This is a genomic window from Campylobacter sp. W0066.1, assembly GCF_024723635.1.
GTDB classification, from domain to species: domain Bacteria; phylum Campylobacterota; class Campylobacteria; order Campylobacterales; family Campylobacteraceae; genus Campylobacter_D; species Campylobacter_D lari_C.
Genome location: NZ_JANQCW010000007.1, coordinates 34,590 through 50,891 on the forward strand (window position 1 = coordinate 34,590; position 16,302 = coordinate 50,891).

The following is a 16,302-nucleotide window of genomic DNA, read 5'->3' on the forward strand; positions in this document are numbered from 1 at the left end:
AATTAAAGATATAATATGGAAGCTAGAGAAAATAATTTTAATTTTATAAGAGATGAAAAAAAGATAATTATTCCTTTTTTTCAAAGACCTTATGTATGGAAAAAAGAACATTGGGAACAATTATTAAATGATTTAAAAAATAGTTTTTTAGAGAAAAAAGAACATTTTTTAGGTTCTATTATTTTGAAAAGAAGTGATAAGGTAGAAAATTATTCTATTGTTATTGATGGACAACAAAGACTCACTACTTTTTCAATTTTAATTAAAGTTTTGTATAATTTTTTAGATAATCAACAAAAAAATTACTTTAAAGATTATTTATTTGAGAATTTTACCACTGATATACCAAAAATTAATCATTCAAAGCTAGATAAAATTAAATATGAAAAAATTTTAAAAGATGAATTTATTGATATTAAAGAAGAATATGGAATTTTTGGCTGTTTTAATTATTTTAATATAGAAATAAAAAATAATTTTAATAATATTAATTTATTTGAATTTATAAAATATATTATAGAAAGCAAATTATGGGTTATTGTTTGTTTAAATGCAAATGAAGATGAACAGAAAATTTTTGATTCTATAAATTCCACAGGGCAAAGATTATCCTCTACTGATATTATAAAAAATGCCTTATTTGATAAAATTATAAAGATAACGAATGAAGATAAAGCTATGCAATATTATAAAGAATATTGGGATAGTGTTTTTGATAAAGATGAAAACGAACAAGAATTTTGGAATGAAGAAATTGAAACTGGTAGAATTAAAAGAAATAAAAGTGAAATATTTTTATTTTCTTATGCGATTATAAAAGGTATTTTTAATACAGAAATACATAACTTAAGTAATTTAAGTTCTTTATATAAAGATTATATTAAAAATTTAAATGAAAATGATTTAAAAGAATTATTAAAAGAATTAAAAGATTATGCAAGGATATATCGTAATTTTCCAGTTATAAATAATAAAAAAACTATTTTTAAATATGAAAATTATGAGTTGAGATTTTTTCATATAATTAGTGTATATAATACTAATACTGTTATGCCTTTAATTTTATTTTTTAAAAAAATATTAAGTCAAAATGAAAATATTTATAAAGAATGTTTATATTTACTAGAAATGCTGATTTTACTAAATCCTGAAACAAAAGATTATAATAAATTTTTTTCAAAAATTATTAAAAAAATTCAAAATAGTAATATTGATAATATAATAAATATTATAAAATTTGAAAGTTATGATAGATATGGGGAATATTTTAATAAAAATGAAGTTAGAAATTGGTTATATTGTATAAAAAATAAGGATGCTAATTTTATTTTATTTTGGATTGAATTATATAGACAATATAAAAATAAAGATTATAAAGATAATACTTTAGGGCTAAATTATGTTTATACTTTAGAACATTTATTGCCACAAAGTTGGAAAGAACATTGGAACGATATTATTAATGATGATGAAGCTGAAGAAATTATATATCAAATAGGAAATATGACTTTATTAAAAGGAAGTCTTAATTCATCTTTAAGAAATATGAATTGGCAAGCTAAACTTAATGGTGATGGAAAAGCTAAAAATTATATTCGTAAAAACGCTGATTTGCTAATAAATAAAGAGTTATTGAACAAAGAATTATGGAATAAAGATGAAATTAAATCCAGAACAGAAAAATTTGTCAATGAATTTTTTGAAATATGGAATGTTGAGTTATTTAATAAATGAAAACTTTTTTACAAAATATTCCAAAAGTAGAATTGCACTTACACATTGAAGGCTCATTAGAGCCTAAAATGATGTTTGAATTAGCTAAAAGAAATAATATTGCTTTAAAATATAAAAGCGAAGATGAGATAAAAAAAGCTTATGATTTTTCAAATTTACAAGATTTTTTAGATATATATTATCAAGGTGCAAATGTCTTACAAAGCAAGCAAGATTTTTATGATTTAACCTTTGCTTATATGAAAAAATGCAAAGAGCAAAATGTAGTTCATACTGAAATTTTTTTCGATCCTCAAACTCATACTGCTAGAAATATAGCTTTAAAAGATGTTATAGAAGGAATTTGGCAAGCTTTGCAAAAAGCAAAAGAAGAATTTGGAATTTCAAGTTTTTTAATCGCTTGTATTTTAAGGCATTTAAGCGAGGATGAGGGTTTAAAAATTTTAGATGAACTTTGTTTATATAAAGATAAAATCAAAGCCATAGGACTTGATAGTTCTGAACTGAATAATCCTCCTTTTAAATTTAAAAATTTATTTCAAAAAGCTAAAGAAGAAGGCTTTTTGTTAGTTATGCATGCGGGTGAAGAAGGAAGTAGTGAGTATATCAAACAAGCTTTAGAACTTAATATAAATAGAATTGATCATGGTGTTAAATGTGAGCATGATAATATGCTTTTAAAAGAAATTATTCAAAAACAAATTCCACTAACAATTTGTCCTTTATCGAATGTAAAATTAAAAGTTTTTCAAAATATGCAAGAACATAATATTTTAAAACTTTTACAAAAAAATGTTTGTGTTTGTGTAAATTCAGATGATCCAGCGTATTTTGGAGGATATATTTTAGAAAATTTTATAGCCTTAGATGAAACTTTTAAACTTAGTAAAGATGAGGTTAAAAAACTTTGTATTAATGCTGTAAATGCTTCTTTTTTACAAGAAAATGAAAAAGAAAATTTAAGAAAGCTAATTTTTAATTTTCAAGAATGATTTTTTTACTTGGGGGAGAAAGTCACACAGGTAAGACCTTGCTTGCTCAAAAAATTCTTGAAAAATTTTCTTATCCTTATTTGAGTTTAGATCATCTAAAAATGGGTTTGATTAAAGGAATGAAAGATTTTCCTTTTAAAGTAGATGAGGATGAAAAAATAGCTGAGTTTTTATTTCCTATTGTAGATGGTATAATTCAAACTTGTATAGAAAATAAACAAAATTTAATTATTGAAGGAATTTATCTTACTCCAAAAAAGCTACAAAAATTTCAAAATCATTCTGATGTTAAAATATTTTATATCATTTTTTCAAAAGAATATATTTTACAAAATTATGCATTAATTTATCAAAATGAAAATGCTATAGAAAAACGTTTATTTAGTGAAAAAGAAGAAATAAACACTCTTATTTTAAATCATCAAAAACTTAAATCTCAATGTGAAAATTTAAATTTTCCTTTTATAGAAATTCAAAAAGACTATGAAGCTGAATTAAAAAATGCAATAGAATTTTTTGCCTAAAAGCAAGTAAATAGTTATATAATATCTAAAAAATTATAAGGATTAAAATGCATTTTACTCAGCAGCAATTGCAACGATTAATGCTTCATTATGCAGGGAAAATCGCTAAAGATAGAAAAGAGCAAAAAATAAAATTAAATTATAATGAAGCTTTAGCTTATATATGTTATGAATTAATGGAACTTGCAAGAAAAAATTTAAGTGTAAGTGAATTGATGAGCATAGGGAAAACTTTACTTACAAGTGAAGATGTGATTGATGGTGTTGCAAGTATGCTTGAAGAAATTCAAATAGAACTTCCTTTTGAAGATGGCACAAAATTAGTTACTATACATGAGCCTATAGCAAATGATGATAAAATAAAAGCTGGAGAAATATTTTTATCATCAGAATTTATTGTGCTTAATGAAAATAAAACTTCTATAGAAATTAAAGTAAGCAATAAAGGCGATCGTCCTATACAAGTTGGCTCGCATTTTCATTTCTTTGAAGTTAATCGCTTTTTGTCTTTTGATAGAGAAAAAGCTTATGGTAAAAGGTTAAATATCGCTTCAGGAACAAGTGTGAGATTTGAACCAGGTGAAGAAAAAACAGTAAGTTTAATAGAATTTGGTGGTTTAAAAAAGGTTTTAGGTTTTAATAATCTTTGTGATGATTTTATCAATGATGAAAATAAAACTAAAGCTTTATTAAAAGCAAAAGAGAAAGGATTTCTTTGATTAAGATTAGCAAAAAAGACTATGTAAATATGTATGGTCCAACAACTAATGATAGAGTAAGATTAGCAGATACAGATTTAATTTTAAGAGTAGAAAAAGATTATACTTTATATGGCGAAGAAGTTAAATTTGGTGGTGGTAAAAATATCAGAGATGGTATGGCTCAAAGTGTGAGTGAGGGAGAATTTCCGGATTTAGTTCTAACTAATGCTTTGATCGTTGATTATACCGGTATTTATAAAGCAGATATTGGGATAAAAAATGGCTATATAGTAGGTATAGGAAAAGCAGGTAATCCTGATATACAAGATGGAGTTGTTCCTAGCTTAGTTATAGGCACAAGTACAGATATTATTGGTGCAGAAGGTTTAATAGTAACTGCAGGTGGTATTGATACTCATATACATTTTATCTCCCCAACTCAAATTGAATGTGCTTTATATAGTGGTGTTACTACTATGATAGGAGGTGGCATAGGACCAAGTGAGGGAACAAATGCTACAACTTGCACAAGTGGGGCTTATCATATACATTCTATGTTAAAAGCTACGCAAAATTATCCTATGAATTTTGGCTTTTTAGGCAAAGGAAATTCAAGTAATAAAAATGCTTTAAAAGAGCAAATTATAGCTGGTGCATGTGGCTTAAAAATTCATGAAGATTGGGGTGCTACTTCTAGTGTGATTGATGCTAGTTTAAATATAGCTAATGAAATGGATATACAAGTAGCTATCCATACAGATACTTTAAATGAAGCAGGTTTTGTAGAAGATACGATTAAAGCTATTAATGGTAGAGTTATCCATACTTTTCATACTGAAGGCGCAGGTGGTGGCCATGCTCCTGATATTATTAAAATGGCAGGTTTTGAAAATGTTTTACCTGCAAGTACTAATCCTACTATGCCTTTTACTAAAAATACCATTGATGAGCATTTAGATATGCTTATGGTTTGTCATCATTTAGATAATAAAATCAAAGAAGATGTTGAATTTGCAGATAGTAGAATTCGTCCTGAAACTATAGCAGCAGAAGATAAACTTCATGATATGGGTGTTTTTAGTATTATGAGTAGTGATTCTCAAGCTATGGGACGCGTAGGTGAGGTGATTTTAAGAACATGGCAGAGTGCTGATAAATGCAAAAAAGAATTTGGTGCTTTGAAAGAAGATAATGATTTAGATGATAATTTCCGTATTAAACGCTATATAGCAAAATACACTATAAATCCTGCTATTGCACATGGGATTGATAGTTATGTTGGTTCTATTGAAGTAGGAAAATTTGCTGATTTAGTGCTTTGGCAACCTAAATTTTTTGGAGTAAAACCAAAGCTTATTTTAAAAGGTGGCTTGATAGTAGGTGCAAAAATAGGCGATGCTAATGCTTCTATCCCAACGCCTGAGCCTATTATCTATGAAAAAATGTTTGGAGCAAATTTAAATGAAAATGCTTTACATTTTGTTTCTAAAGCTTCTTTAGATGCTAATATGCCTGAAAAATTAAGCTTAAAAAGAAAATGTGTTGCAGTAAAAAATTGTAGAAATATTACTAAAAAAGACTTGAAATTTAATGATAAAGTTCAAGATATAGAAGTAAATCCACAAACTTATGAAGTAAAAATAAATGGTGAGCTTATTAGCTCCAAGAGCGTTGATTCTTTAGCTTTAGCTAGAAAATATTTTATGATTTAATGATTTTACTTCAAAATAAAATAACGCATTATGATTTAAACAAAGAATGCGATTTTTTAGAGCTTAGTTGGTTTGATACTTTTAAAAAGATATTAAGAACAACGACTTTAAAAGGACTAGATGTCGCTATAAAAATGCCTGATAATAAAGGTTTAAATCATAATGATTGTTTATATGATGAGGATTTTTTGATTTTAGTCAAAATCAAACCTGAAAAGGTTTTAAAAATTCACATAGAAAATGAATACAACCTTGCTTTAATAAGTTATCAAGTGGGTAATATGCATTTAAATTTATTTTATAAAGATCATAAACTCATTACTTTAGAGCAAAACTCTATCATAAGGTTTTTAGAAAAATTTAATATAAAATACGAAAAATGTGAGGAAATTTTAGAGCCAAAATATATGCTTGATATGCCAAGTTTTATCCAAGTTGATCCAAATTTTAAACTTATTAAAGAATAAAGATGAATAAATTAAATTTTTTACTTTTACAAATTAGTGATTCTTCTTTTCCTATAGGAGCTTTTTCACATTCTTTTGGTTTAGAATCTTATGTGAATTTTGCTTATATAAAAAATATAGAAGATGCTAAAAAAGTTTTAAAAACTCAGCTTTATTCTAATATTTTGTATTTTGAACTTTTAGCTTTGAAAATAGCTTATGAAAATGCAAATGATGTAGAAAATTTACTAATTTATCAAAGAAAATTTTTATCAAGTATAGTTGCAAAAGAACAAAGTCAAGCTTATGTTTTTTTAGCTAAACGTTTTGTAAAAAATGTCAGTCTTTATGGATTATCAAATCCTTTATTAAATCAATACATTAAAGAAAATCAAACTCCTATTTATCCTTTTGTGTATGCTTTATTTTGTAAAGATAATGAACTTGATTTTATGTATGAAAGTTTTTTGTTTGCTTTAATGAGTAATTTTGTTAATATTCTTGTAAAAATCGTGCCTTTATCACAAAATGAAGGGCAGATTTTACTTTTTCAATTACAGCAAGATTTTCAAAAGGTTCTTTCTAAATTGCAAAATTTAACTTTAAAAGATTGGTGTGAAAATCACAATATCTTAAATGATTATTTGGGTATAAAACACCAAAATTTAGCATTTAAAATTTATATTTCTTAAAAGGGTTCTAATGGTTAAAATAGGCATAGGTGGTCCTGTGGGTAGTGGTAAAACAGCTTTAGTATTAAATTTATGTCAAGCTTTAAAAGATGAACTTTCTTTGGCTGTGATTACAAATGATATTTATACAAATGAAGATGCAAATTTTTTAATCAAACAAGGTGTTCTTGAAAAAGAAAGAATCATAGGAGTACAAACTGGAGGTTGTCCTCATACAGCCATTAGAGAAGATGCTTCTTGTAATCTTGAAGCCGTTGAACTTTTACAAGAGCGTTTTAGTGATTTAGATCTTATTTTTATAGAAAGTGGCGGAGATAATTTGTCGATGACTTTTTCACCTGAACTTGTGGATTTTTTTATCTTTGTTATAGATGTTGCCCAAGGAGAAAAAATTCCACGCAAAGGTGGTCCTGCTATTTGTAGATCTGATTTAATGATTATCAATAAAATAGACTTAGCTCCTTATGTGAATGCTTCTTTAAAAATCATGCAAGAAGATACTTTAAAAATGCGTGGAGATAGACCTTTTATCATGAGTAATCTTCAAACTAAAGAAGGTTTAGAAGAAATCATTACTTGGATTAAAAAATACACACTTTTAAAGGATTGATTTGTTTGCTCAAAAGAGTGTTTTTAAACTTACATTAGATACTATCAATGAAAAAACTATCATAAAAAATTCTTTTTTCACTCCTCCTTTTAAACTTATGAGGAATTTTTATGATAAAAAATTAACTAGTATATATGTTTTAAACTCTAGTGCTGGAATTTTCAAAGAGGATTATTTAAGTTTTGAAATCATATGTAAGAAAAATACAAACACCGCTATACTCACACAAAGTTATGAAAAGGTATATGATACTAAAGATTCTTTTGCGAGTAAAAATATTGATTTTATTCTTGAAGAAAATGCAAGCTTTTTTTATATGCCAAAGCCACTTTTGCTTCAAGAAAATGCAAATTTTATACAAAATACAAAGATTAATCTAGCTTCTTTTTCAAGATTAGTTTATGTTGATTTTGTCATTTTTGGTAGAGTGGCTATGGATGAAAAATTTGCTTTTAAAAATTATGAGAGTTTAACTCAAATTTACAGAAATGATACTTTAATTTTAAATGATAAAATTAAAATCAATCCTTCTTATATGAAAGAAAATGAATTATTTTTTTTTGCAAATCATACGCATTATTTGAGTATTTATCTTTTTGGATATGATGAGTTTTATGAAGAATTAAAAGCTTCATTTGACGATATAAATCAACTTTTTTATGAGGGTTTGTGTATAAAAATTCTTAGTAATGAAAGTGAAAAATTACTTTTATTTCAAGATAAGCTTTTTAAATTTTGTCAAAATAAAATATAAAATATTGTGGTATTATAAAGTTTTAAAAACAAACTAAGGATTATAAATGCGATATGGTGAAAAAGAAATCAAAGAATTTAGTGTAGAAAATATGGAAGTTTGGCCAAATGATGCTAAAAATGATTATGTGATTAAAATCACTTTGCCTGAATTTATGTGTTGTTGTCCACGTAGTGGGTATCCTGATTTTGCTACGATTTACTTAGAATACATTCCAAATAAATTAGTAGTAGAACTTAAAGCAATTAAACTTTATATCAATACCTTTATGTATAGAAATGTTTCACATGAAGCAAGCATTAATGAAATTTATAATACTTTAAAAGAAAAACTTGATCCAAAATGGATAAAAGTAGTAGGCGATTTTAACCCTCGTGGTAATGTGCATACTGTGATTGAATGCAGATCCGATTTAGTAGTGCCACAAAATTAAGTTTTTATTAAAAATAAAAGGATATATTAAGTCTTATTTTAAAGGAGGAAAATATGAAATTAAAATTATTTAGTTTAGTAGCAAGCGTTGCTTTGGTTTCAAATTTAGCTTTAGCTGATGAAAATTCGGGTTTACTTTTAGGTATTGATGCAGGATGGTTCCATACTAAGGTAAAATCTGATCTTGATCATACTAAAAACAATAAAAAATTTAATGGTGATTTAGAAGGTGATGTTCCTGTTTTTGGTTTAAGAGTTGGTTATCGTTTTAGTGAAAACCATAGAATTTATGGTGCTTATAATTATTCAAGTGAATTTAGTGATGTAATCAATACCACAAGTTTTAAAATTGATGGAGAATTTACTACACATAAGTTTTTGCTTGGTTATGATTTTACTCCAAAAATATTTGAAAAAACAAGAGCAGTTTTAGGTGTATATGGCGGTTATGCAAGAACGGATATGACTTTAAAAACAAGTATATTATCATTATCTCAAGACTTTGATGGTTATACTTATGGGGCAAAAATCGGTGCTTTATATGAGTTAAATCAAGCAAATGAAATTGAGTTTGGTTTTAAAGCCGAGCAAACTCATTACAATACAAGAAATTTCAGCACTGCTAATTCATCAAACTTTTATGATCCTAAACAAACAAATTATGGTTTATATCTAGGATATACTTATAAATTCTAAGGAGAATATATGCCAAAAGATGCAAATGGAACTGAGCTTAATGCAGGTGATAGTGTAAGTGTTGTGAAAGATTTGAAAGTAAAAGGTGCAAGCACTACTTTAAAGCGTGGCACGACTATAAAAAACATTAAACTTACAAACAAAGACACCGAAATTGAAGCTAAGGTAGATAAATTTGGTGTGATTGTTTTAAAAACCGAATTTCTTAAAAAAATATAGTAAAAATTCCCAATCAATCTTGGGAATTTTCTTCTTGATAAACACAATGTTTAAAAATAAATTGATGTTCCTCAGGCAAGTTTTCAAATAAAGCATTGGCGAGTTGTCTTATCTCCCAAAGGGCTGATTTTGAGCTTCTTAGAGTAATAAAATTTTGCAAACTTCTTGCATTAATCGTTAAAGTTAATTCTGTTTTATAACTTTCTGGTAAGCAGTATTTTGCTATATCTAAACTAATGCTATTTTGCAAAATCAAACGCAGATTTTCTAAAGCTTTGATACTTGCATTATCTACCACTTCATTTCCGGTTAATACTAAGTATCTTTTAGCATTTTCAAAGTCATTTTCTTTAAATTCACTTTCATTTCTTAGTTCTTTTAAAGTATATCTTGTGCTTTTTACACTAGGACTAGTGTGGCGGTGTCTTGCAACTTCTTGTAAGCATGCTCTTGAAATACCTTGTATATAAAAAGTATAGTTTAAATGCTCTAAGGTTGAAGCATGTTTGAATTTATTTCCCACTCGATCGATTAATTCTTTGTCTTTCTCACCGCCACAATCGCCTTTGTCAAAACTTTGCCAACATGTTCTTGTTGCATGAGAGCATACAGAAAGTGGAGTATGATTTAATAATGTGATTTTCATCAAAAATTTCCTTCAAAAATAATTGAATTTTACACAAATGTTTATAAAAATAAAATTTTTTATTCGTTATAATTTCAAAAAAAGAAATTAAGGTTATTTTATGAAATTAAAACAAACTAAGTATATTTTTGTAACCGGTGGTGTTTTAAGCTCATTAGGAAAAGGTATAGCAGCAGCTTCTATAGCTACGATTTTAAAAAATTCAGGTTTAAAAGTAAGTATTTTAAAAGCAGATCCTTATATCAATGTTGATCCTGGTACGATGAGTCCTTTAGAGCATGGGGAAGTTTTTGTTACAGATGATGGAGCTGAGACAGATTTAGACTTAGGACATTATGAGAGATTTTTAAATGAAAGCTTATCTCAGGATAATAACTTCACAACAGGAAGAGTTTATCAAAGTGTTATAGAAAAAGAAAGAAGAGGAGATTACTTAGGAAAAACCATACAAGTAATCCCTCATATAGTTGATGAGATAAAAGATCGTATTAAAAAAGCCGGAGTTGATAAAGATATTTTAATCGTTGAAATAGGTGGCACAGTAGGAGATATAGAAGGCTTACCATTTTTAGAAGCTATTAGAGCTTTAAAGCTTGAAGTGGGTAAATACAATGCTATTAATATTCACTTAACTTTAGTGCCATTTATCAAAGCAGCAGGAGAACTTAAAACAAAACCAACTCAACATAGTGTGGGAGAATTACGCCGTATAGGTATAAGCCCTGATATGATTATTTGCAGAAGTGAAAAATCTTTAGATAGAGAGTTAAAAGACAAAATCGCAATTTCATGTGGGGTTGAAAAAAACTGTGTTATAGAAAGTGTGGACGCAGCTAGTATTTATCAAATTCCACTAAATTTTTTAAAACAAGATATTTTAAACTCTATTGCAAGTTTATTAGATCTTCAAAATTTAAAGCCAAATATGAATGAATGGGATTCTTTAGTAAAAAGGGTCATCGCTCCAAGTAATGAACTTAGCATCGCTTTTGTAGGAAAATATGTAGATTTAAAAGAAAGCTATAAAAGTTTAACAGAGGCCATTATCCATGCAGGTGCAGCACTTGATGCAAGAGTAAATTTAAAATGGATTGATAGTGAAAAATTAGAAAATACAAATGTTGAAGAAAGCTTTAAAGATGTAAGTGGGATTTTAGTAGCAGGTGGTTTTGGCTACCGTGGAGTAGAAGGAAAAATCAAAGCCATACAATATGCAAGAGAAAATAAAATTCCATTTTTAGGAATTTGTTTGGGTATGCAGCTTTCTTTAGTAGAATTTGCACGCAATGTTTTAAAACTTGAAGATGCAAATTCTCATGAGTTTAATCCAAATTGTAAAAATCCTATCATCTTTTTGATTGATGAATTTATTGACGCAAGTGGAGAAAAGCAAATTAGAACAAGTAAAACTCCACTTGGTGGAACTATGCGTCTTGGGGCTTATGAGTGTCATATCAAGCCAAATACACTTTTAAGCAAGGTTTATGATAATCAAAAAAGCGTAAAAGAACGCCACCGCCACCGCTATGAAGCTAATCCAAAATACAAAGAAATGTTTGAGAAAAATGGACTTATTATAAGCGGGGAGAATGAAGGTTTGGTTGAGGCTGTGGAGCTTAAAGATCATCCATTTTTCTTAGCAGTGCAGTTTCACCCTGAATTTACTTCACGCTTAGTTAGAGTTAATCCGGCTATTTTTTCTTTTATCAAGGCATCTTTAACAAATCATGCTAAATAAAGCTAAAATAAAAGAAATTTTACACCAGCGTTTTATCAACGATACACATGTAAAGCTTTGTGATTTACCTATGCCATCTTGTTTAAAAGATGTCTATAAGGGTGCTTTGCGTATCAAAGAAGCGATTGAAAAAAATCAAAAGCTTGCTATTGTTGGGGATTATGATGTAGATGGGGTGATTTCTTGTGTGATTTTATCTGAATTTTTTGATGATATTGGATATGACTATGTAGTAAAAATTCCAAATCGTTTTAAAGATGGATATGGTCTAAATGAGGAAATCATCAATGAACTTGATGGGGTAGATTTAATCATCACTGTAGATAATGGTATAGCAGCATTTGATGCAGCAGAGCTTTGTTTGCAAAAAGGAATTGATTTAATCATTACCGATCATCATATGCCTCCAGCTACTTTACCAAAAGCTTATGCGATCATTAATCCTAAGCAACAAGATTGTGAATTTCCTGATATTGAAATTTGTGGTGCTCAAGTGGCTTGGTATTTAGTCGCTGCGATAAAAGAAGTGTGTAAGATTAATTACAATATGTGTAAATTTATAGAGCTTTTATCAATTGCAATTATCGCAGATATGATGGAGCTTAGAGATTTAAACAGAGCCTTAGTTAGAAAAGGTATAGAGTGTATTAATGATTCAAAACGAGTAGCATTTAAAGCGATTAAGCAGTATTTTGGTAAGGGTAAATTTGAACTTGATAATATTAGCTTTTTAATCGCACCTTTGATTAATAGTGCAGGTAGAATGGATGATGCGATTATTTCTTATAAATTTTTACATTCTAAAAATATCGATGAAGTTATGGGGTATTTAGAACAAATCATTGCTTATAATAATAGCCGTAAAGATGAAGAACGTGAGCTTTTTAAGCAGTGTTTAGAACAAGTTGATGAAAATGATCCTGTGATTATTGTCAATGGTCAAAACTGGCATGAGGGTGTTTTGGGTATAGTTGCAAGTCGTTTAGCAAAGCATTTTAACAAACCTGCCTTTGTTTTTTCAGAATGTGAGCAAAAGGCTAAAGCTAGCGTTAGAAGTGTAGGTAGGATAGATATTTTAAATATTATAGAGCAAGTTAAAGACTTTGTTTTAAGCTATGGTGGGCATAAAGGTGCAGCCGGAGTTTTGGTAGAGCTTGAAAAATTTGGTGTTTTTAAAAGTAAGCTTTATGAAATTTGTCAAAATATCCCTAAAGATGATTTTTATAATGCTGATGAGGTTTTGGGTAGTATTGACCCAAATGAAGTTGATTTTGAACTTTTAGAGATATTAGAATTTTTTGAACCTTTTGGACATAAAAACCCAAGACCTTATTTTAAATTTGATAAGCTTTTTGTGAAAAATAAAAGAAGACTTGGTAAAGATGAAAATCATATAAAACTTATTCTAACACAAGGAAATAAGACTTTAGAAGCTTTATTTTTTAACTTTGACTATGAACCAGAAATTGGGGAAAATATCAATTTTATAGCTAGTGTTTCCAAAAATAATTTTAGAGGATTAATCACGCCTCAACTTACTATCAAAGAAATTCTTAGATAATTTATTAACTTATTCACATATTTTTTATTTATAAATTTGCTATAGCATAAGTAATATAAAGGAGTAAAATGTTAAAAAGGATTTTATTATTAGTAGTATTTTTTAATTTTACTTTTGCCTTTGATACCAAAATTTTTATAGGTGATACTTATATACCTGAAAATTTTTATAAGTATGACAAAGACTTTAAAGCTGCAGCTAGAAAATACAACATACCTATGACTTTACTTAAGGCTATAGCTTTAACAGAAAATGCTGCATATAAGCATAATATCATCGGTAAAAATAAAAATCAAACAAGAGATTATGGTTTAATGCAAATTAATAGTGTTCACTTAAAACGCTATAAAATTGCTGAAAAAGAGATTGTAAAATCTAGTGTAAATATCGACACAGCAGCAAGATTGCTTCATGAGATTATACAAAAGCATGGTTTTAGTTGGAATGCCATTGGAAGATACCATTCAGCAAATGATAAATATAAAAATATTTGGCTTGATAAAGTAATGAAAAATTTAGTTGCTATAGTCTTAAAAGATAGCAAAGATCTTTTTGTAATGGAAAAATTTAGAGCTTTTAAACTCGCTTCTCTTTTGATAAATGTAGATAAAGAACAATACAGAGTTTTGCTAGCAAGTAATAATTAAAACAAGAAATTATAAATTTTCTTGTTTTAAAGCTTCTGCTTGATAATAAGCAATTAATGGCTCGATGATTTCATCAAAAAGCCCGCCTTCTAAAATCGCATCAAGTCTATATAAAGTAAGATTTATTCTATGATCACTAATTCTATTTTGAGGGAAATTATAAGTGCGTATGCGCTCACTTCTATCGCCACTTCCAACTTGTGATTTTCTTGCCTCGCTTTCTTTAGCTAAGCGTTCTTGTTCTTGCATTTCAAAAAGTCTTGCTTTTAAGACTTTCATGGCGCTTTCTTTGTTTTTATGTTGGCTTTTACCATCTTGATTTACTACAACTATACCTGTTGGAATGTGAGTGATTCTTACAGCACTATCTGTGGTATTTACGCTTTGTCCACCATGACCGCTACTACGCATTACATCGATTTTTAAGTCATTTGGATTGATTTGAATTTCAACATCATCAACTTCAGGCATAATAGCCACTGTAATAGCTGAAGTATGAATTCTACCTTGAGATTCTGTTTCAGGCACTCTTTGAACCCTATGCGTACCACCTTCGTATTTTAGCCTTGAATAAGCTCCATTTCCTTTAATAAGAATGATGATTTCTTTAAATCCCCCTACGCTACCTTCGCTTGAGCTTACGATTTCGTATTTGTAGTCACGATTTTCAGCATAGCGTATATAAGCTTTTACTAAGTCCCCAACAAATAAAGAAGCTTCATCACCACCCGTTCCTGCACGAATTTCTAAAAATATGTTTTTATCATCGTTTGGATCTTTAGGCAATAAAAGAATTTTTAATTCTTCTTCAAGCTGTGGCTTTGAAACTTCGAGATTTTTAAGTTCTTCTTTTGCAAGCTCCCCTAGTTCAGGATCAGATAAAAGAAGTTTATTCTCTTCTATATCATCTAAGGTTTTGAGATATTCTTTTGCTTTTTCTACTATAGGTTCTAAATTTTTTTGCTCTTTAGATAGAGCTGTCATTTTAGAAATATCATTAGAGATATTAACATCGCTAAGAAGAGTATTTAACTCATCAAAGCGTGCTAAAAAAGGTTTGAGTTTATCAGCTAACATTAAATTATGCTAATTTATTTACCAATAATGCTAATCTACTCACACGGCGTGAAGCAGTTTGTTTTTTCAAAAATCCACGACTTACCATAGCGTGAATGCTTTTATTAGCTACTTTTAATGCATTTTGTGCAGCTTCTTTATCGTTATTTGCTGCTGCTTCGCGAACCGCTTTTGTAATGTTTTTTAATCTTGTTCTATAAAATCTATTTCTTTCAGTTCTTTTGATAGTTTGTCTTGCTCTTTTTTCAGCAGATTTATGGTTTGCCATAATTTTCCTTTTTTATATAAATTAAATTGCTAATTATACAAAATTAAAATTAAATTTTAATTAATTTAAGTATTTTTAAAGTATTAATTTAATACCTAATATCATTTGTTTTTAAAAAATCACGTAGTTTTTCATACTCGCCATTTTCTAAATAACGATATTTTCCTGCTTTTAACATACCAAGATCTAATGCTCCAAAAGCTACTCTTTTAAGATCCATCACTTCTAAGTCAAAATGCCCAAAAAAGCGTCTTAGCTCTCTATTTTTACCTTCATTAATGATTACTTTTAGCTTCGTATAGCCACCGCTTGAGCCAAAAATTTCAAAGCCTAAAAATGGAGCAAAACTCATTGAGGTTATTTTAGTTTTAGCGTGAGCCCCTTTTTTTTCATTTTGAATCTCTAAGCCATTTTGCATAGCTTCGATAACATTTTTATCTATATTACCTTTTACTTTTAAGTAATATTCTCTTTCTAAATCACTATGCATAAGCGCATCTGCTATCACAGGCGAATCAGTTAATAAAAGCAATCCCTCGCTTGCAAAGTCAAGCCTTCCTACACTAAGCCAAGTGCTAAATTGTTTTGGCAGGGTATGATAGATGGTTTTTCTACCTCTATCATCTTTTTTACTAACTATTTCACCTTTTTGTTTATGATAAATGATGACTGAAAATTGTGTTTTCTTATGAAGCTTTTTACCATTGATAAAAACCTTATCCTCAGCATTTACACTATCACTTAGCAAGGCTGTTTTTTTATTGATTTTTACTAAGCCTTGCTTGATTAGCTCATCAGCCTCACGGCGAGAATATTTGCTATTGTGTGAGATGAATTTATTAATTCTCATAAT

At 28.2% G+C, this 16,302-nt stretch carries 19 protein-coding genes; 15 read left to right on the top strand and 4 right to left on the bottom strand.

Features of this window, described 5'->3' with window-relative positions:
• Positions 1-15: 15 nt before the first annotated feature.
• Genes CAMP18497_RS03905 through CAMP18497_RS03960 form a run of 12 tightly spaced genes read left to right on the top strand, consistent with a single transcriptional unit; the run spans position 16 to position 9,512 of the window.
• A complete protein-coding gene (locus tag CAMP18497_RS03905) occupies positions 16-1,734 on the top strand; it encodes a DUF262 domain-containing protein (RefSeq protein WP_337212566.1) in 1,719 nt (572 codons plus the stop codon).
• Positions 1,731-2,726, top strand: coding sequence for an adenosine deaminase (locus CAMP18497_RS03910; protein ID WP_337212568.1), 996 nt, complete (start codon positions 1,731-1,733; stop codon positions 2,724-2,726). Before CAMP18497_RS03905 ends, CAMP18497_RS03910 begins: the two co-directional genes overlap by 4 nt.
• A complete protein-coding gene (locus CAMP18497_RS03915) occupies positions 2,723-3,250 on the top strand; it encodes a hypothetical protein (RefSeq protein ID WP_337212570.1) in 528 nt (175 codons plus the stop codon). The genes CAMP18497_RS03910 and CAMP18497_RS03915 overlap by 4 nt, the downstream gene beginning before the upstream one ends.
• A gap of 47 nt (positions 3,251-3,297) precedes the next feature.
• Positions 3,298-3,969 carry an urease subunit beta gene (ureB, locus tag CAMP18497_RS03920; protein WP_337212572.1) on the top strand — a complete coding sequence of 224 codons (672 nt, stop codon included), beginning with the start codon at positions 3,298-3,300 and terminating at the stop codon, positions 3,967-3,969.
• Positions 3,966-5,663 carry an urease subunit alpha gene (gene ureC / locus CAMP18497_RS03925; RefSeq protein WP_337212574.1) on the top strand — a complete coding sequence of 566 codons (1,698 nt, stop codon included), beginning with the start codon at positions 3,966-3,968 and terminating at the stop codon, positions 5,661-5,663. The genes ureB and ureC overlap by 4 nt, the downstream gene beginning before the upstream one ends.
• Positions 5,663-6,130 (top strand): urease accessory protein UreE, encoded by a 468-nt coding sequence (locus CAMP18497_RS03930; protein ID WP_039624994.1) that lies wholly within the window; start codon positions 5,663-5,665, stop codon positions 6,128-6,130. Before ureC ends, CAMP18497_RS03930 begins: the two co-directional genes overlap by 1 nt.
• Positions 6,131-6,132: 2 nt before the next feature.
• Positions 6,133-6,801: an urease accessory protein UreF gene (locus CAMP18497_RS03935; protein WP_337212577.1), complete on the top strand. Its 669-nt coding sequence runs from the start codon at positions 6,133-6,135 to the stop codon at positions 6,799-6,801.
• Positions 6,802-6,811: 10 nt separating this feature from the next.
• On the top strand, positions 6,812-7,411 hold the full coding sequence (gene ureG, locus CAMP18497_RS03940) for an urease accessory protein UreG (RefSeq protein ID WP_039617044.1): 600 nt from the start codon (positions 6,812-6,814) through the stop codon (positions 7,409-7,411).
• A gap of 1 nt (position 7,412) precedes the next feature.
• On the top strand, positions 7,413-8,165 hold the full coding sequence (locus CAMP18497_RS03945) for an urease accessory protein UreD (protein WP_337212580.1): 753 nt from the start codon (positions 7,413-7,415) through the stop codon (positions 8,163-8,165).
• A gap of 46 nt (positions 8,166-8,211) precedes the next feature.
• Positions 8,212-8,598 carry a preQ(1) synthase gene (gene queF / locus CAMP18497_RS03950; protein WP_039617048.1) on the top strand — a complete coding sequence of 129 codons (387 nt, stop codon included), beginning with the start codon at positions 8,212-8,214 and terminating at the stop codon, positions 8,596-8,598.
• A 53-nt stretch (positions 8,599-8,651) separates the two neighbouring features.
• Entirely contained in the window at positions 8,652-9,293 is a 642-nt protein-coding gene (locus tag CAMP18497_RS03955) for a porin family protein (protein WP_263702390.1), read from the top strand.
• Between the two features lie 9 nt (positions 9,294-9,302).
• Positions 9,303-9,512 carry an alkylphosphonate utilization protein gene (locus tag CAMP18497_RS03960; RefSeq protein WP_039617052.1) on the top strand — a complete coding sequence of 70 codons (210 nt, stop codon included), beginning with the start codon at positions 9,303-9,305 and terminating at the stop codon, positions 9,510-9,512.
• 13 nt (positions 9,513-9,525) lie between these two features.
• Here the strand turns inward: CAMP18497_RS03960 and thyX are convergent, their stop codons facing one another.
• Positions 9,526-10,158, bottom strand: a complete 633-nt coding sequence (gene thyX, locus CAMP18497_RS03965; protein WP_039617054.1) for an FAD-dependent thymidylate synthase — start codon at positions 10,156-10,158, stop codon at positions 9,526-9,528.
• A gap of 100 nt (positions 10,159-10,258) precedes the next feature.
• On the opposite strand from thyX, the gene CAMP18497_RS03970 reads away from it, so the two are divergent.
• The 3 genes from CAMP18497_RS03970 to CAMP18497_RS03980 all read left to right on the top strand — a co-directional run bounded on the left by CAMP18497_RS03970 (position 10,259) and on the right by CAMP18497_RS03980 (position 14,104).
• Positions 10,259-11,896: a CTP synthase gene (locus CAMP18497_RS03970; RefSeq protein WP_257927540.1), complete on the top strand. Its 1,638-nt coding sequence runs from the start codon at positions 10,259-10,261 to the stop codon at positions 11,894-11,896.
• Entirely contained in the window at positions 11,886-13,457 is a 1,572-nt protein-coding gene (gene recJ / locus CAMP18497_RS03975; RefSeq protein ID WP_263676975.1) for a single-stranded-DNA-specific exonuclease RecJ, read from the top strand. Before CAMP18497_RS03970 ends, recJ begins: the two co-directional genes overlap by 11 nt.
• A 68-nt stretch (positions 13,458-13,525) precedes the next feature.
• Positions 13,526-14,104, top strand: coding sequence for a lytic transglycosylase domain-containing protein (locus tag CAMP18497_RS03980; RefSeq protein ID WP_263676974.1), 579 nt, complete (start codon positions 13,526-13,528; stop codon positions 14,102-14,104).
• Positions 14,105-14,113: 9 nt separating this feature from the next.
• Here CAMP18497_RS03980 and prfA read toward each other — a convergent pair whose 3' ends face one another.
• From prfA to CAMP18497_RS03995, 3 genes are all read right to left on the bottom strand, one after another.
• Positions 14,114-15,181, bottom strand: coding sequence for a peptide chain release factor 1 (gene prfA / locus CAMP18497_RS03985; protein WP_263676973.1), 1,068 nt, complete (start codon positions 15,179-15,181; stop codon positions 14,114-14,116).
• A 4-nt stretch (positions 15,182-15,185) separates the two neighbouring features.
• The gene (gene rpsT, locus CAMP18497_RS03990) at positions 15,186-15,449 is read right to left on the bottom strand and encodes a 30S ribosomal protein S20 (RefSeq protein ID WP_039617063.1); all 264 of its coding nucleotides are present in this window, start codon (positions 15,447-15,449) and stop codon (positions 15,186-15,188) included.
• Between the two features lie 88 nt (positions 15,450-15,537).
• The gene (locus CAMP18497_RS03995) at positions 15,538-16,299 is read right to left on the bottom strand and encodes a pseudouridine synthase (RefSeq protein WP_214099280.1); all 762 of its coding nucleotides are present in this window, start codon (positions 16,297-16,299) and stop codon (positions 15,538-15,540) included.
• Between the last annotated feature and the right edge of the window lie 3 nt (positions 16,300-16,302).

Excerpts from the sequence above, each read along its gene's own strand:
- CAMP18497_RS03905 (WP_337212566.1), top strand. The coding sequence starts at position 16 with ATGGAAGCTAGAGAAAATAATTTTAATTTTATAAGAGATGAAAAAAAG.
- CAMP18497_RS03910 (WP_337212568.1), top strand. The coding sequence starts at position 1,731 with ATGAAAACTTTTTTACAAAATATTCCAAAAGTAGAATTGCACTTACAC.
- CAMP18497_RS03915 (WP_337212570.1), top strand. The coding sequence starts at position 2,723 with ATGATTTTTTTACTTGGGGGAGAAAGTCACACAGGTAAGACCTTGCTT.
- ureB (WP_337212572.1), top strand. The coding sequence starts at position 3,298 with ATGCATTTTACTCAGCAGCAATTGCAACGATTAATGCTTCATTATGCA.
- CAMP18497_RS03930 (WP_039624994.1), top strand. The coding sequence starts at position 5,663 with ATGATTTTACTTCAAAATAAAATAACGCATTATGATTTAAACAAAGAA.
- CAMP18497_RS03935 (WP_337212577.1), top strand. The coding sequence starts at position 6,133 with ATGAATAAATTAAATTTTTTACTTTTACAAATTAGTGATTCTTCTTTT.
- ureG (WP_039617044.1), top strand. The coding sequence starts at position 6,812 with ATGGTTAAAATAGGCATAGGTGGTCCTGTGGGTAGTGGTAAAACAGCT.
- queF (WP_039617048.1), top strand. The coding sequence starts at position 8,212 with ATGCGATATGGTGAAAAAGAAATCAAAGAATTTAGTGTAGAAAATATG.
- CAMP18497_RS03955 (WP_263702390.1), top strand. The coding sequence starts at position 8,652 with ATGAAATTAAAATTATTTAGTTTAGTAGCAAGCGTTGCTTTGGTTTCA.
- CAMP18497_RS03960 (WP_039617052.1), top strand. The coding sequence starts at position 9,303 with ATGCCAAAAGATGCAAATGGAACTGAGCTTAATGCAGGTGATAGTGTA.
- thyX (WP_039617054.1), bottom strand. The coding sequence starts at position 10,158 with ATGAAAATCACATTATTAAATCATACTCCACTTTCTGTATGCTCTCAT.
- CAMP18497_RS03970 (WP_257927540.1), top strand. The coding sequence starts at position 10,259 with ATGAAATTAAAACAAACTAAGTATATTTTTGTAACCGGTGGTGTTTTA.
- recJ (WP_263676975.1), top strand. The coding sequence starts at position 11,886 with ATGCTAAATAAAGCTAAAATAAAAGAAATTTTACACCAGCGTTTTATC.
- CAMP18497_RS03980 (WP_263676974.1), top strand. The coding sequence starts at position 13,526 with ATGTTAAAAAGGATTTTATTATTAGTAGTATTTTTTAATTTTACTTTT.
- prfA (WP_263676973.1), bottom strand. The coding sequence starts at position 15,181 with ATGTTAGCTGATAAACTCAAACCTTTTTTAGCACGCTTTGATGAGTTA.
- rpsT (WP_039617063.1), bottom strand. The coding sequence starts at position 15,449 with ATGGCAAACCATAAATCTGCTGAAAAAAGAGCAAGACAAACTATCAAA.
- CAMP18497_RS03995 (WP_214099280.1), bottom strand. The coding sequence starts at position 16,299 with ATGAGAATTAATAAATTCATCTCACACAATAGCAAATATTCTCGCCGT.